This is a genomic window from Microbacterium sp. OVT16B, assembly GCF_019969705.1.
Classification (GTDB): domain Bacteria; phylum Actinomycetota; class Actinomycetes; order Actinomycetales; family Microbacteriaceae; genus Microbacterium; species Microbacterium natoriense.
In genome coordinates this window covers 1,010,629-1,023,456 of record NZ_JAHXZA010000001.1, presented here as the reverse complement: position 1 = coordinate 1,023,456, position 12,828 = coordinate 1,010,629, and the positions used below count along the sequence as shown (strand labels likewise).

Here is a 12,828-nt window from a genome sequence, read left to right as displayed (position 1 = left end):
TCACTGCACCAGCCCGATGTTCTTCAGCGTCGCGGTGACCTCCGTGATGTTGCCGGTGAGGAAGTCGTCGAACTCGGCGCCAGTGAGGAAGGCGTCGGCCCAGCCCCTCGTCTCCAGCTCATCCGTCCACGCCTGCGAGTCGTGCAGCTCGGTGACGATGCGCACGAGCTCGTCCCTGTCGCCGTCGGAGATGCCTCCGGGGGCGATCACGCCGCGCCAGTTCGTGAGCACGACGTCGTAGCCGGCATCCGTGATGGTCGGCACGTCGGGAAGCTGCTCGACCGGCTCCTCCGACGACACGGCGAGCGCCTTCATGGTGCCTGCATCGATGTGCTGCAGGAACTCGCCGACACCGGAGATGCCAGCGGAGACCTTGCCTCCGAGGATCAGCGAGGTCGCCTCGCCGCCGCCGGAGTTGGGCGTGTAGTTGAGCTTCTGCGCGATCTCGGAGCCGTCGAGCCCCGCTTCTTCGAGCATGAGCCCCGCGAGGATGTGGTCCGCGCCGCCGGCCGAGCCGCCCGTGATGGTCACTCCCTGCCCGTTGTCGACGACGTCCTCCACGAGGTCCTCGAGGGTGTCGTACTTCGAGTCCGCCGGCACGACGACGACCAGCGGCTCGTCGGTGAGGCGGGCGATCGGGGTCATGTCCTCGATGCGGACGGCGGAGGCGTTGGTCTCCACCGCGCCGACCATGACGAGCCCCATGACCATCAGGGTGTTCGCGTCCTTCTCGTTCGCGAGCTGGGCGAGACCGACCGTGCCGCCGGCGCCGCCGACGTTGGTGACGGGCGCGGAGCTCACGACCTTCTCCTCCGTGAGCAGCTGCGACAGGGCGCGTCCTGTCTGGTCCCACCCTCCGCCGGGGTCGGCGGGGACGACGATGTTCAGGTCGCTGATCGTCGAGGCCTCGTCTGCTCCGGCGTCGTCCGATCCGGTTCCCGTCGAGCCGCCACCTCCGGCGCACGAGGTGAGGGCCAGGGTGGCTGCGGCGGCCAGGGCCGTCAGGGTGCCGATACGGGTCTTCTTCATCTTCGCTCCTCCTTGAGCGTCGGGTGCTGTCCGTCCACCTTCGAAGGACGGATGCCGCCGCTCAAGCTTCGGAAACCATTGGTCGCGGTTCTGAAACTATTGGTCGCGAGCGGCGCCTCCCCCGTGTCGCCCCGCACGCGGGCAGCGAGGAGAATGGTCCGGTGGCCTCGAAGATGACGCTCCGGATGCAGCTGCTCGCGCTGCAGGCGCTGATCGTGTTCCTGGTGACCCTGGCCACGGGCATCATCGCGGGGGCGTTCCAGGAGAACGCGCTGCGGGAGTCGTACAAGGACAGGATGCAGGCCGTCGCCCAGTCCGTCGCGCAGCTGCCCACCGTGCTCGACGCCTTCGACGACGAGGACCCCTCTGCGACCATCCAGCCGGTCGCGGAGGTGATCCGCAAGGCTTCCGACCTCGCGTACATCGTCGTGGCCAATGCGGAGGGCATCCGGTACTCCCACCCGCATCCCGACCTGATCGGAGAGCCCGTCTCGACCGATCCGTCGATCCCCCTCTCCGGCAAGATCTACGTCGGGACGCAGACCGGGACCCTCGGCCCGTCCTGGCGGGTGAAGGTGCCGATCCGCGACGACGACGGCGAGGTCATCGGCACGGTGTCGGTCGGCATCCTGGAGGAGGATCTGAGCGCCGACTTCCTCGGCGGGCTCGCCTGGCTGATCTCTGCGATGCTCGCGGCCGCCGTGCTCGGCGTCTTCGGCTCGGCGTGGGTGACGTCCGTCATCCGCCGGCGCATCTACCGTCTGGAGCCCCACCAGATCGCGGCGCTCGTGAAGAACCAGGAGACGACGCTGCACCGGCTCAGCGAAGGGGTCGTCTCGGTGAACGGCGCCGGACGGATCACCTTGGCCAACGACGCCGCCGCACGGTTCCTCGGGAGGGATGCCGAAGAGCTCGACGGCGCCGACGCCGCGGAGATGCTCGGGGACGAGCTGTACACGGTGCTGCGCGAGGGAGAGGCGACGGGGCGGCCGGTGATCGTGGGCTCGCACGTGCTCGTCGCCCGCAGCACGGGCGGTGAGGTCGACGGCGCCGGCGTCGAGGCGACGCTGCTGCTGCGCGACCACACCGAGCTGCACGATGTCGTGCGCCGCGTGGAGGCCGCCGACGCCATCATCGCCTTCCGTCAGCGCTTCGGCCTGCCCAAGGGCCTGAGCGCCGAGACGCTCGATCGCGTCGCGGGCGCCCTGGGATCACGGGTCGACGCGTCGGCGAGCGAGATCGGCGAGGCCCTGCAGATCTCCCGCGTCAGCGCGCGACGGTATCTGGAGCATCTCGCGAGCTCCGGCAGGGCGGTCAGGGCGCTCGACTACTCGACGAAGGGGCGTCCGAGCACGCGGTATCGGACCATCGAGAACAACTGACCCCTGGGACGAGAACACCTGACCCCTGGGACTCGGTCCCGTAATGTGCGACACTGGATCGCATCAGACGGCGCCACCGGCAGACCCGGATCGAAGGAGATCTCATGGTTCGCAGTACCTACCCCGATGTCGAGATCCCCGAGGTCTCGATCTACGACTTCCTCTTCGGGGGCCTCGACGAGTCTCGGCTGGACGCGGTCGCGCTCGTCGACGGGGTGAGCGGAGCGACGACGACGTACCGTCAGCTCGTCGGTCAGATCGACCTGTTCGCCGGCGCCCTCGCCGCCCGCGGGGTCGGGGTCGGCACCGTCGTCGGCGTGCTGTGCCCGAACGTCCCCGCCTTCGCGACGGTGTTCCACGGCATCCTGCGCGCCGGAGCCACCGCGACGACCATCAACTCCCTCTACACGGCCGACGAGATCGCGAATCAGCTGACGGATGCCGGTGCCACCTGGCTCGTCACGGTATCGCCCCTGCTGCCCGGCGCCCAGGCGGCCGCGGAGAAGCTGGGCATCGACGCCGACCATGTGATCGTGCTCGACGGCGCCGACGGCCACCCCTCGCTGCCCGCCCTCCTCGGCGAAGGGCATCCGGCCCCCGAGGTGTCGTTCGACCCCGCGACGCACCTCGCGGTGCTCCCCTACTCGTCCGGCACCACAGGTCGACCCAAGGGCGTCATGCTCACGCACCGCAACCTCGTCGCCAACGTGTCGCAGTGCCAGCCCGTTCTCGGCGTCGACGAGACCGACCGTGTGCTCGCGGTGCTGCCCTTCTTCCACATCTACGGCATGACCGTGCTGCTCAACTTCGCGCTGCATCAGCGCGCCGGACTCGTGACGATGCCCCGGTTCGACCTCGCCGAGTTCCTGCGCATCATCGCCGAGCACCGCACGACCTGGGTGTTCGTGGCCCCTCCCATCGCGGTGGCTCTGGCCAAGCATCCGATCGTCGACCAGTACGACCTGTCCTCGATCAAGGTGGTGTTCTCGGGCGCGGCTCCGCTCGACGGCGCTCTCGCCTCCGCGGTCGCCTCTCGACTGGGCTGCACGGTCACGCAGGGCTACGGCATGACGGAGACCAGCCCCGCCGTGAACCTCATCTCGGAGACGCGAGACGACATCGACCGCTCCAGCATCGGTCCGCTCGTGCCCAACACCGAGGCCCGGCTGGTCGACCCGGAGTCCGGCGCCGACGTCGAAGTCCCCGCCGAGGGCGTGAGCGAACCGGGTGAGCTGTGGGTCCGCGGGCCGCAGGTCATGGTCGGCTACCTGAACCGCCCGGACGCGACCGCCGAGATGCTGGATGCCGACGGCTGGCTGCACACCGGAGACGTCGCGACCGTGACGCACGACGGCATTTACCGGATCGTCGACCGCCTCAAGGAGCTCATCAAGTACAAGGGCTATCAGGTCGCCCCTGCCGTGCTCGAGGCCGTGCTGCTGGAGCATCCGTCCATCGCCGACGCCGCCGTCATCGGCGCGTTCGACGAAGACGGCCAGGAGGTGCCGAAGGCGTTCGTCGTCGTGCAGCCGGGCGCGGAGCTGGATGCGGATGCCGTCATGGCCCATGTCGCCTCCCACGTCGCCCCGCACGAGAAGGTGCGCCAGGTGGAGTTCATCGACGTCATCCCGAAGTCCGCGTCCGGCAAGATCCTCCGGAAGGACCTCCGCATCCGCACCTGAGACGGGTCCCCCAGGCCCGGTCCCCACGCTCCCCTCGCTGATTCCGTCGATCCCCAGTCTCCATACGGCGGATCCGCGAGGGGAGCAGTTCCCCCGGGAACACGAAGAAGCCCGCCGCCCCGGAAGGGGACGGCGGGCTTCTTTCAGCAAGCGGGTGCTTACTCGGACTTCTCCTCGACGGCGTCCGCGGCAGCAGCCTCGGCGGCCTCGCCCTCGGCCTGCGACTCGGCGCCTGCCTCGGCGGCCTCGTCGACGACGGGAGCCTCCTCGACGGGAGCCTCCTCGACGACCTCGGCCGGCTTCTCAGCCTTCGCGGCAGCCTTCTTCGTCGACTTCGCCTTGGGGGTGACGGGCTCGAGGACGAGCTCGATCACGGCCATGGGAGCGTTGTCGCCCTTGCGGTTGCCGATCTTCGTGATGCGGGTGTAGCCACCCTCACGGTCGGCGACCAGCGGCGCGATCTCGTTGAAGAGGATGTGCGCGGCGTCCTTGTTGGAACGCAGCACCGTGAGCGCACGACGGCGCGCGTGCAGGTCGCCGCGCTTGCCGAGCGTCACGAGACGCTCCGCGAGCGGACGCAGGCGCTTCGCCTTGGTCTCGGTCGTGGTGATCGACTTGTGGGTGAAGAGCTGGGCCGCGAGGTTGGCAAGCAGCAGGCGCTCGTGTGCGGGGCCGCCTCCGAGGCGGGGACCCTTGGTGGGCTTGGGCATATCTAACTCCTGGTCAGGAAAGGTCGGGTCAGCTGGCCTCTGCCAGATGACAATCCGGGTGGGTCAGAAGGACTCGTCTTCGCTGCCGCCGTAGAAGTGGGCGCCGTCGAAACCGGGCACCGAATCCTTGAGCGACAGACCGAGCGAGATGAGCTTGTCGCGCACCTCGTCGACCGACTTCTGGCCGAAATTGCGGATGTTCATGAGCTGCGTCTCCGACAGGGCGACGAGCTCGGAAACAGTGTTGATGCCCTCACGCTTCAGGCAGTTGTACGAGCGCACGGACAGGTCGAGGTCCTCGATCGGCATGGACAGCTCGCTGGAGTTCACAGCCTCCACCGGCGCCGGGCCGATCTCGATGCCCTCGGCCTCGACGTTCAGCTCGCGGGCGAGGCCGAACAGCTCGGTGAGCGTCTTCGCAGCCGAAGCGACGGCGTCGCGGGGGCTGATCGCCGACTTGGTCTCGACGTCGAGGACGAGCTTGTCGAAGTCGGTGCGCTCACCCGCACGGGTGGCGTCGACGCGGTAGCTGACCTTGAGGACCGGCGAGTAGATCGAGTCGATCGGGATCTGACCGGCCTCTGCGTACTCGTTGCGGTTCTGCGTCGCCGAGACGTAGCCGCGGCCGCGCTCGATGGTGAGCTCCAGCTCGAACTTCGCCGTGTCGTTCAGCGTCGCGATGACGAGCTCGGGGTTGTGCACCTCGACACCGGCCGGAGCCGAGATGTCGGCGGCGGTCACTTCGCCCGCACCGGTCTTGCGCAGGTACGCCGTGATCGGCTCGTCGCGCTCGGACGAGACGACGAGCTGCTTGATGTTGAGGATGATCTCGGTGACATCCTCCTTCACGCCGGGGATGGTGCTGAACTCGTGCAGCACGCCGTCGATGCGAACGCTGGTGACCGCGGCGCCGGGGATCGACGACAGCAGGCTGCGACGCAGCGCGTTGCCGATCGTGTATCCGAAGCCGGGCTCCAGAGGCTCGATGATGAACCGGCTCCGGTTCTCGACGATCTTTTCCTCGGTCAGTGTGGGACGCTGTGCAATAAGCACTCTGTGTTCCTTTCGATCACATGCCCGCTATATGACATGTGGTGTGGTGAGGTCTTGAGTTGTGGAAGTCATGCCCGCACGCGGGCATGCGAGGGATGCCGTGGCACCCCTCGCATGAGCCGGATCAGACGCGGCGACGCTTCGGCGGGCGGCAGCCGTTGTGCGCCTGCGGGGTGACGTCCGAGATCGAGCCGACCTCGAGGCCAGCGGCCTGGAGCGAGCGGATCGCGGTCTCGCGGCCGGAGCCCGGACCCTTCACGAGGACGTCGACCTTCTTGACACCGTGCTCCGCAGCCTGACGGGCAGCGGACTCGGCAGCCATACCGGCGGCGTACGGGGTCGACTTGCGGGAGCCCTTGAAGCCCACGCCACCCGACGACGCCCACGCGATGACAGCGCCGGACGGGTCGGTGATCGAGACGATCGTGTTGTTGAACGTCGACTTGATGTGGGCCTGGCCCAGCGCGATGTTCTTCTTTTCCTTGCGGCGCGGCTTGCGCGCGGCGGCCTTGGGTGCAGCCATGAAAATGTTCTCCTAGTCCCTGGGGCCGCGCTTAGCGGGCCTTCTTCTTGCCTGCGACGGTGCGCTTCGGGCCCTTGCGGGTACGGGCGTTGGTCTTGGTGCGCTGACCACGGACCGGGAGACCACGACGGTGGCGGATGCCCTCGTAGGAGCCGATCTCGACCTTGCGGCGGATGTCTGCTGCAACCTCGCGGCGCAGGTCACCCTCCACCTTGTAGTTGCCTTCGATGTAGTCGCGGAGGGCGATCAGCTGGTCGTCGCTGAGGTCCTTCACGCGGATGCTCTCGTCGATCTCCGTAGCCTTGAGGATCTCGACCGAGCGGGTACGGCCGACGCCGTAGATGTAGGTAAGGGCGATCACCACGCGCTTGTCGCGCGGGATGTCAACGCCGGCAAGACGTGCCATGCGGTTCTCCTGGGTTTTGTGGAGGTGTGGAACAGGATCGGTGCCCGGGCCTCCGCCCCGAGGTGTCCCCCACCGGAGTGGGATCTGATCCTGCCTGCTAGTCGCGGTCGGTGAGCGAGCGAAGAGAGACGAGACGCCTCATCGCTCGCGCGACCTGTATTGAGTTGTGTGTCAGATCTCTAGGGATCAGCCCTGGCGCTGCTTGTGGCGCGGGTTGCTCTTGCAGATCACCATGACGCGGCCGTGGCGGCGGATCACCTTGCAGTGATCGCAGATGGGCTTGACGCTGGGGTTGACCTTCATGATTTTTCCTGTTCGCTGTCTTCACCGGGCAGGCACGATGCCTGGGGTGTTACTTCTCGACCGATCAGCGGTAGCGGTAGACGATGCGCCCGCGCGTGAGGTCGTAGGGGCTGAGCTCCACGACCACGCGGTCCTCGGGGATGATGCGGATGTAGTTCTGCCGCATCTTGCCTGAGATCGTTGCCAGAACCTTGTGTCCGTTGGTGAGCTCAACGCGGAACATCGCGTTGGGCAGCGCCTCGGACACGACGCCCTCGATCTCGATGACACCGTCTTTCTTAGCCATAGCCTCGCTGACGCTTCTGCAGACCGGTCGATCTGCGGTGGGTGATTTGGATTGCGGTGCTGCACCGATTCAGACACGCCGAATCAAGGCGCAAGGCACCAAAGATCTATGGTATCCGACGGCGGGGGTTCCGGCAAGCTGGCGCCCCCGCCGCCGATGCGTCACTCCGCGACGCGCCGAGCGCGTGCGGCGAGGAAGAGGACGACACCGCCGAGGAGCACCACCGCGCCTCCCCCGATCAGCCAGGTCGACGCCTGGCCGCCGGTGGTCGCGAGCGCTCCGTCGTGAGCGCCTCTCGCATCGCCGTTCGCTGCCGCCGTGGCCGAGGCCGCGGCGCTGGCAGCCGCGTTCGCGTCGGCAGCGGCGCTCGCGCCCGCAGACGCCCCGTCCGCCCCGGCGTCGGCGTGCACGCCGTTCGCATCGGCGCCCGCATCCGCACCGTTCGCATCCGCACCATTCGCATCCGCGCCGGCATCCGCACCGTTCGCATCGGCGTCCGCGTCCGCACCATTCGCATCCGCACCGGCATCCGCGTCCGCACCGGCATCCGCGTCCACACCGGGATCGGGGTCATCACCGCATGTCCCCGACCAGGGGTAGGCGTGCATCTCGTTGCCGCCGCCGCTGGCGAGGAGGTCGCCGCCGACGTACATGCGCCCGTTGGTGTTGGCGATCACCTCCGCGTCGGCGTGGGGAGCCAGGAACGATCCGGGGATCTGCGTGGATCCTCCGATCGTCGCCGTCGTCGCGTCCTCGAGGTTCCAGAGGATGGATGCGGCGATGTCGCCGTCTCCCGGCGACGTCATCGCGATGCCGAACGGCGCCCGCAGGTCGTTGTAGTCGTACGCGTTGGCCTTCAGGCTGACGGCGCCGCCGCTCACGTTCACGACGATCGGCGCATGCGGACGGATGTTGCGGAAGTAGATCGCGTTCGCGGATCCGAGCTGCTCCGCGGTGACGTCGAACACCTGCAGCTCGTCGGCGCCGGTGCCCCTGAGCTCCATGTCGACCCAGCCGGCCCCCTGCACGGTGACGACGCCGTTGGCGGTCTCGTCGCCCAGCGCGGAGGACCACCCCTCGACACGGCTCTGGAAGGAGCCGTGGGGGTCCAGCGCCACCGGGGCGGTCAGTCCCGTCTCCAGGGATGCTCCGCTGTTCTGGATGCTGCCAGGAGCCGCAGAGCCGCCGATCCTGACGGCTCCACCGGGGTTCGACGTGTCGCCGACGTGCAGGACGGCGCCGTCGGCCGCCGTCACGTCTCCGCCGACCTGGAGCTGGGTCTCTCCCGGCGCGGGGCGGATGTCGGATCCGATCGCGATGCCGACGATGAAGCTGCGGTCGATGTGCATGTCACCGCCGACCACGACCAGCCCTTCGGCCTCGGCCGATCCGGTCACGGTGAGATCGCCGCCGACGTAGGTGTTGATGCCCGTATCATGCACCTGCGGCTGCCACGGAGCGCTCCCGTCGATCCACGGGAACCCGCCGTCCGGCGTGCACATCCCCAGCGGTGCTCCGATGCCTCCAGGCAGCGGAGCGGCGAACGCCGCGGGGGCGGCGCCTCCGGCGATCATCGCGATTCCCACGGCGGCAACGGCGGCCGCTCCTCCAGCGCGCTTCGGGCGCGCGAAATTGCTCTTCATCATGTCTCCCTCCCCGGTTCATGATGGACTTTTGTTATCTTAGCTAACTAATCTGAGCGGCGCCTGGGCGGAGCCGCTCCTGCACACGACGAAGCGGGCCCGCGATAACTCGCGGGCCCGCTTCGGGACGTGTGCGTTCAGGCGTCGGAGCGCCCGGACGACGGTCAGCTGATCAGGTCGGTGAACGTCTTCATGTCCGCGGCATCCTGAAGGTTGAGGCGCTTGCCGTTGACCTCGACGGTCGGGGTCCCCTTGATGTCGTGCGCCTTCGCCTGGGCCGCGCCGAACTTGCGGTAGGTGTCGTCGGTGATGCACGAGGCGGCGTCATCGGCTCCGACCTGCTTCGCGATGTCGACGAGCTGAGCATTCGTCAGACCGGTGCTGTTCTCCGCCGGCTGGTTCTCGAACAGCGCCTTGGCGAAGTCGAGGTACTTGTCGGGGTTCGACTCCGCCACGCAGACCGCGGCCCCTGCCGAGCGCGACGAGTACTCGGTGCCCTGCGAGTAGCGGTCCAGGATCGCGATGGGGTGGTACGAGAGCGTGATGCGCCCGTCGGCGGCTGCCGCCTCGAGGTCGGCGCCGAACTGGTCTTCGAAGCTCTTGCAGATCGGGCACTGGAAGTCCGCGAAGACCGCGATCTCATCCTTGCCCTCACCGAACGAGATCGCGCCGGTCTTGGCGTCGAACGTCTGGTTGCTGGTGGGAGTCGCGCCCGGGCTGGTCGCCTGGTTGTTCATGAACCACACGACGCCACCGAGCGCGATCAGCACGACGACCACGGCCGCGGACACGCCGACCGCGAACCAGTTGGTGTTCTTCTTCGCGACTGCCATTGCTTTCCGATCTGTCGAGGCCCACTGTCGTGAGTCCGCCTTGAAGTCCTCGGGCGCAGATGCGCCACACGACTCTATTCTGCCTGGAGAAACCTATGCGGCTGTTGTGACCGCGTCCGGGGCGCCTAGGCGATCGGCGTCGGCGTCACGCCGAAGGGAGCGAGACCCGCCGCTCCCCCGTCGGCTGCGGTGAGAACCCAGATGCCGCCGTCGTGCACGGCGACGCTGTGCTCCCAGTGCGAGCCGTCCGAGCCGTCGACGGTCGAGACGGTCCAGTCGTCGTCCTCGACGAAGGTCGCCTCTCCACCCGCGGTGACCATCGGCTCGATCGCGAGCACCAGGCCGGGCTTGATCTCGGCGCCGGGGTCGGGCGTCCGATAGTTGAAGACGCTGGGCGCCTCGTGCATCTTCCGGCCGATGCCGTGGCCCACGTACTCGCGAAGGATGCCATAGGTCTCTCCGGAGACGGCCGAAGGCCCCTGGTCTTCGATGAACCCCTGGATGGCCGCGCCGATGTCGCCGATGTGGGAGACCGACGCCATGGCGGCGATGCCCGCCCACATCGAGCCCTCGGTCACCCGGGACAGCTCGGTGCGGCGAGCGACGATCTCGGCATCCGCGTCGCCGGGCACGATGAACGTGCGCGCGCTGTCGCCGTTCCACCCCTGGTACTGCGCGCCGCCGTCGACCGAGACGATGTCTCCCGCCTCCAGCACGCGATCACCGGGGATGCCGTGCACGACCTCCTCGTTGACCGACACGCACAGCGTGTGGCGGTAGCCGCGGACGAGCTGGAAGTTCGACTCCGCACCGCGGTCCAGGATCGTCCTGTTCGCGGCGGTGTCGAGCTCGAGAGTCGTGACGCCCGGACGGATCAGCGGAGCGACGGCGTCGAGCGCCGCGGCCGTGATGAGCCCCGGCTCGACCATCGACCGCAGCTGCGCGGGGGTCTTGTAGATCGAGCGACGGAACATCTCAGACCGCGACGCGGAGGCCGCGGGCGTCGAGCGCCGCGAAGATGCGCTCGGTGATCTCGTCGAGCGAGCCCACGCCGTCGATCGTGTCCACGATGCCGCGAGGACCGTACACAGACAGGATCGGAGCGGTCTCGTGCTCGTAGATGTCCAGCCGGTGCGCGATGGCCTCGGGGGTGTCGTCGGTGCGGCCCTGCTCGGTCGCACGCAGCGCCAGACGCGAGATGCTCTCGTCGCGCGGCACGTCGAGCAGGATCACCGCGTCGAGGCTCTCGCCACGGCCCGCGAGGAACTCGTCGAGGTGCTCGACCTGATGCGTGTTGCGCGGGTATCCGTCGAGCAGGAACCCGGCGGCGGCGTCATCCTGCGCGAGTCGATCGCGGACGATCTCGCTGGTCAGCTCGTCGGGCACGAGGTCGCCGGCGTCGAGGATCGCTGTCACCTGCTGGCCCAGCTCGGTGCCGGCCTTGATGTTCGCGCGGAAGATGTCTCCGGTCGACACCACGGGGATGCCGAACGACTCGGCGATGCGCACACCCTGCGTGCCCTTGCCGGAGCCCTGAGGGCCGACGATCAGGAGACGAGCGGATGCGGTCATCGGAGGAGCCCTTCGTAGTGTCGCTGCTGCAGCTGCGCGTCGATCTGCTTGACCGTCTCGAGACCCACACCGACGATGATGAGGATCGAGGCGCCGCCGAACGGGAAGTTCTGGTTGGCGTTGACGACGGCGAGGGCGATGAGCGGGATGAGCGCGATCAGACCGAGGTAGATCGAGCCCGGCAGCGTGATGCGCGTGAGCACGTAGTCGAGGTACTCGGCGGTCGGACGCCCCGCGCGGATGCCGGGGATGAAGCCGCCGTACTTCTTCATGTTGTCGGCGACCTCGACCGGGTTGAACGTGATCGCGACGTAGAAGTAGGTGAAGCCGATGATCAGCAGGAAGTACACCAGCATGTAGATCGGGTGGTCGCCCTTGGTGAAGTTCGCCGTTATCCAGGTCACCCAGGCTGCAGGCGTCGAACCGTCCTGCGGAGTGTTGAACTGCGCGATCAGCGCCGGGATGTACAGCAGCGATGAGGCGAAGATCACGGGGATCACGCCGGCCATGTTCACCTTGATCGGGATGTACGTGTTCGTGCCGCCGTAGGTACGGCGCCCGACCATGCGCTTGGCGTACTGGACCGGGATGCGGCGCTGGGACTGCTCGACGAAGACGACGAGTCCCATCACGATCACACCGACGACGAGCACCATCAGGAAGATCTCGAAGCCCTTGGTCTGCCAGATGAGCGCCATCGCGCCGGGGAAGGTCGCGGCGATCGAGGTGAAGATGAGCAGCGACATGCCGTTGCCGATGCCGCGCTCGGTGACGAGCTCGGCGAACCACATGATGAGTCCGGTGCCTGCGGTCATCGCGACGATGATGAGCAGCTGCGCCCACCACACGTCGTTCGTCAGCAGGTTCTGGCATGCGGCGACGTCGGTGTTGCCGAAGAGCTGCCCGCTGCGCGCGACGGTGACCAGCGTGGTCGACTGCAGCAGCGCGAGAGCGATGGTGAGGTAGCGCGTGTACTGGGTCAGCTTGGACTGCCCTGCCTGACCCTCCTTGTGCAGCGCCTCGAAGTGCGGGATCACCACACGGAGCAGCTGCGTGATGATCGTCGCGGTGATGTACGGCATGACGCCGAGGGCGAAGATCGACAGCTGCAGCAGTGCACCGCCGGAGAAGAGATTGACGAGACCCAGAAGGCCTTCCGTACCGGAGTTCTGCGCGAGACACGCCTCGACGTTCGGGAAGTGCACGAACGGAGCGGGGATGTTGGACCCGAGCCGGTAGATGGCGACGATCGCCAGAGTGAAACCGATCTTCCGACGCAGGTCGGGCGTGCGGAAGATCCGCGCGATGGCGCTAAACAAGGACGTCCTCCTGAAAAGGTTGCCTATCCCTGAGGGATGGCTGAAAGACCAGGGTAACTCAAAAGAGGGGCCGGAGATTTCTCCGAC

Annotated in this window: 14 protein-coding genes; 2 read left to right on the top strand and 12 right to left on the bottom strand. The window is 67.6% G+C overall.

Translation table 11 applies throughout. The features are described from left to right. Window positions 1–1,029 (bottom strand): tripartite tricarboxylate transporter substrate binding protein, encoded by a 1,029-nt coding sequence (locus tag LC438_RS04735; RefSeq protein ID WP_223585988.1) that lies wholly within the window; start codon window positions 1,027–1,029, stop codon window positions 1–3. Between the two features lie 161 nt (window positions 1,030–1,190). Here LC438_RS04735 and LC438_RS04730 point away from each other — a divergent pair, with 161 nt between their 5' ends. Together LC438_RS04730 and LC438_RS04725 are read left to right on the top strand one after the other, a co-directional pair. Then, entirely contained in the window at window positions 1,191–2,411 is a 1,221-nt protein-coding gene (locus LC438_RS04730; protein ID WP_105673663.1) for a PAS domain-containing protein, read from the top strand. Window positions 2,412–2,515: 104 nt separating this feature from the next. After that, window positions 2,516–4,093: an AMP-binding protein gene (locus LC438_RS04725; protein ID WP_105673665.1), complete on the top strand. Its 1,578-nt coding sequence runs from the start codon at window positions 2,516–2,518 to the stop codon at window positions 4,091–4,093. Between the two features lie 158 nt (window positions 4,094–4,251). On the opposite strand, the gene rplQ is transcribed toward LC438_RS04725, so the two are convergent. The 11 genes from rplQ to secY all read right to left on the bottom strand — a co-directional run bounded on the left by rplQ (window position 4,252) and on the right by secY (window position 12,741). Next, on the bottom strand, window positions 4,252–4,803 hold the full coding sequence (rplQ, locus tag LC438_RS04720) for a 50S ribosomal protein L17 (RefSeq protein WP_105673667.1): 552 nt from the start codon (window positions 4,801–4,803) through the stop codon (window positions 4,252–4,254). 63 nt (window positions 4,804–4,866) lie between these two features. Continuing rightward, complete coding sequence (locus tag LC438_RS04715; protein ID WP_017201565.1) at window positions 4,867–5,856, bottom strand: DNA-directed RNA polymerase subunit alpha; 990 nt, start codon at window positions 5,854–5,856, stop codon at window positions 4,867–4,869. 124 nt (window positions 5,857–5,980) lie between these two features. Next, the gene (rpsK, locus tag LC438_RS04710) at window positions 5,981–6,379 is read right to left on the bottom strand and encodes a 30S ribosomal protein S11 (RefSeq protein ID WP_050722515.1); all 399 of its coding nucleotides are present in this window, start codon (window positions 6,377–6,379) and stop codon (window positions 5,981–5,983) included. Between the two features lie 31 nt (window positions 6,380–6,410). Next, window positions 6,411–6,785 (bottom strand): 30S ribosomal protein S13, encoded by a 375-nt coding sequence (gene rpsM, locus LC438_RS04705; RefSeq protein ID WP_047524098.1) that lies wholly within the window; start codon window positions 6,783–6,785, stop codon window positions 6,411–6,413. Window positions 6,786–6,971: 186 nt separating this feature from the next. Then, window positions 6,972–7,088 carry a 50S ribosomal protein L36 gene (rpmJ, locus tag LC438_RS04700; RefSeq protein ID WP_005050492.1) on the bottom strand — a complete coding sequence of 39 codons (117 nt, stop codon included), beginning with the start codon at window positions 7,086–7,088 and terminating at the stop codon, window positions 6,972–6,974. A 64-nt stretch (window positions 7,089–7,152) separates the two neighbouring features. After that, window positions 7,153–7,374, bottom strand: a complete 222-nt coding sequence (infA, locus tag LC438_RS04695; protein WP_005050493.1) for a translation initiation factor IF-1 — start codon at window positions 7,372–7,374, stop codon at window positions 7,153–7,155. Window positions 7,375–7,535: 161 nt separating this feature from the next. Then, window positions 7,536–9,020 (bottom strand): choice-of-anchor A family protein, encoded by a 1,485-nt coding sequence (locus tag LC438_RS04690; RefSeq protein WP_223585987.1) that lies wholly within the window; start codon window positions 9,018–9,020, stop codon window positions 7,536–7,538. 161 nt (window positions 9,021–9,181) lie between these two features. Further along, window positions 9,182–9,850 carry a thioredoxin domain-containing protein gene (locus LC438_RS04685; protein WP_223585986.1) on the bottom strand — a complete coding sequence of 223 codons (669 nt, stop codon included), beginning with the start codon at window positions 9,848–9,850 and terminating at the stop codon, window positions 9,182–9,184. Between the two features lie 125 nt (window positions 9,851–9,975). Next, the gene (map, locus tag LC438_RS04680) at window positions 9,976–10,824 is read right to left on the bottom strand and encodes a type I methionyl aminopeptidase (protein ID WP_105673673.1); all 849 of its coding nucleotides are present in this window, start codon (window positions 10,822–10,824) and stop codon (window positions 9,976–9,978) included. 1 nt (window position 10,825) lies between these two features. Continuing rightward, window positions 10,826–11,422 (bottom strand): adenylate kinase, encoded by a 597-nt coding sequence (locus LC438_RS04675; RefSeq protein ID WP_105673675.1) that lies wholly within the window; start codon window positions 11,420–11,422, stop codon window positions 10,826–10,828. After that, a complete protein-coding gene (secY, locus tag LC438_RS04670) occupies window positions 11,419–12,741 on the bottom strand; it encodes a preprotein translocase subunit SecY (RefSeq protein ID WP_223585985.1) in 1,323 nt (440 codons plus the stop codon). The genes LC438_RS04675 and secY overlap by 4 nt, the downstream gene beginning before the upstream one ends. Window positions 12,742–12,828: the final 87 nt, after the last annotated feature.

Coding starts and splice junctions, on each gene's coding strand:
- LC438_RS04735 (WP_223585988.1), bottom strand. CDS start 1,029: ATGAAGAAGACCCGTATCGGCACCCTGACGGCCCTGGCCGCCGCAGCC.
- LC438_RS04725 (WP_105673665.1), top strand. CDS start 2,516: ATGGTTCGCAGTACCTACCCCGATGTCGAGATCCCCGAGGTCTCGATC.
- rplQ (WP_105673667.1), bottom strand. CDS start 4,803: ATGCCCAAGCCCACCAAGGGTCCCCGCCTCGGAGGCGGCCCCGCACAC.
- rpsK (WP_050722515.1), bottom strand. CDS start 6,379: ATGGCTGCACCCAAGGCCGCCGCGCGCAAGCCGCGCCGCAAGGAAAAG.
- rpsM (WP_047524098.1), bottom strand. CDS start 6,785: ATGGCACGTCTTGCCGGCGTTGACATCCCGCGCGACAAGCGCGTGGTG.
- rpmJ (WP_005050492.1), bottom strand. CDS start 7,088: ATGAAGGTCAACCCCAGCGTCAAGCCCATCTGCGATCACTGCAAGGTG.
- infA (WP_005050493.1), bottom strand. CDS start 7,374: ATGGCTAAGAAAGACGGTGTCATCGAGATCGAGGGCGTCGTGTCCGAG.
- LC438_RS04690 (WP_223585987.1), bottom strand. CDS start 9,020: ATGATGAAGAGCAATTTCGCGCGCCCGAAGCGCGCTGGAGGAGCGGCC.
- LC438_RS04685 (WP_223585986.1), bottom strand. CDS start 9,850: ATGGCAGTCGCGAAGAAGAACACCAACTGGTTCGCGGTCGGCGTGTCC.
- map (WP_105673673.1), bottom strand. CDS start 10,824: ATGTTCCGTCGCTCGATCTACAAGACCCCCGCGCAGCTGCGGTCGATG.
- LC438_RS04675 (WP_105673675.1), bottom strand. CDS start 11,422: ATGACCGCATCCGCTCGTCTCCTGATCGTCGGCCCTCAGGGCTCCGGC.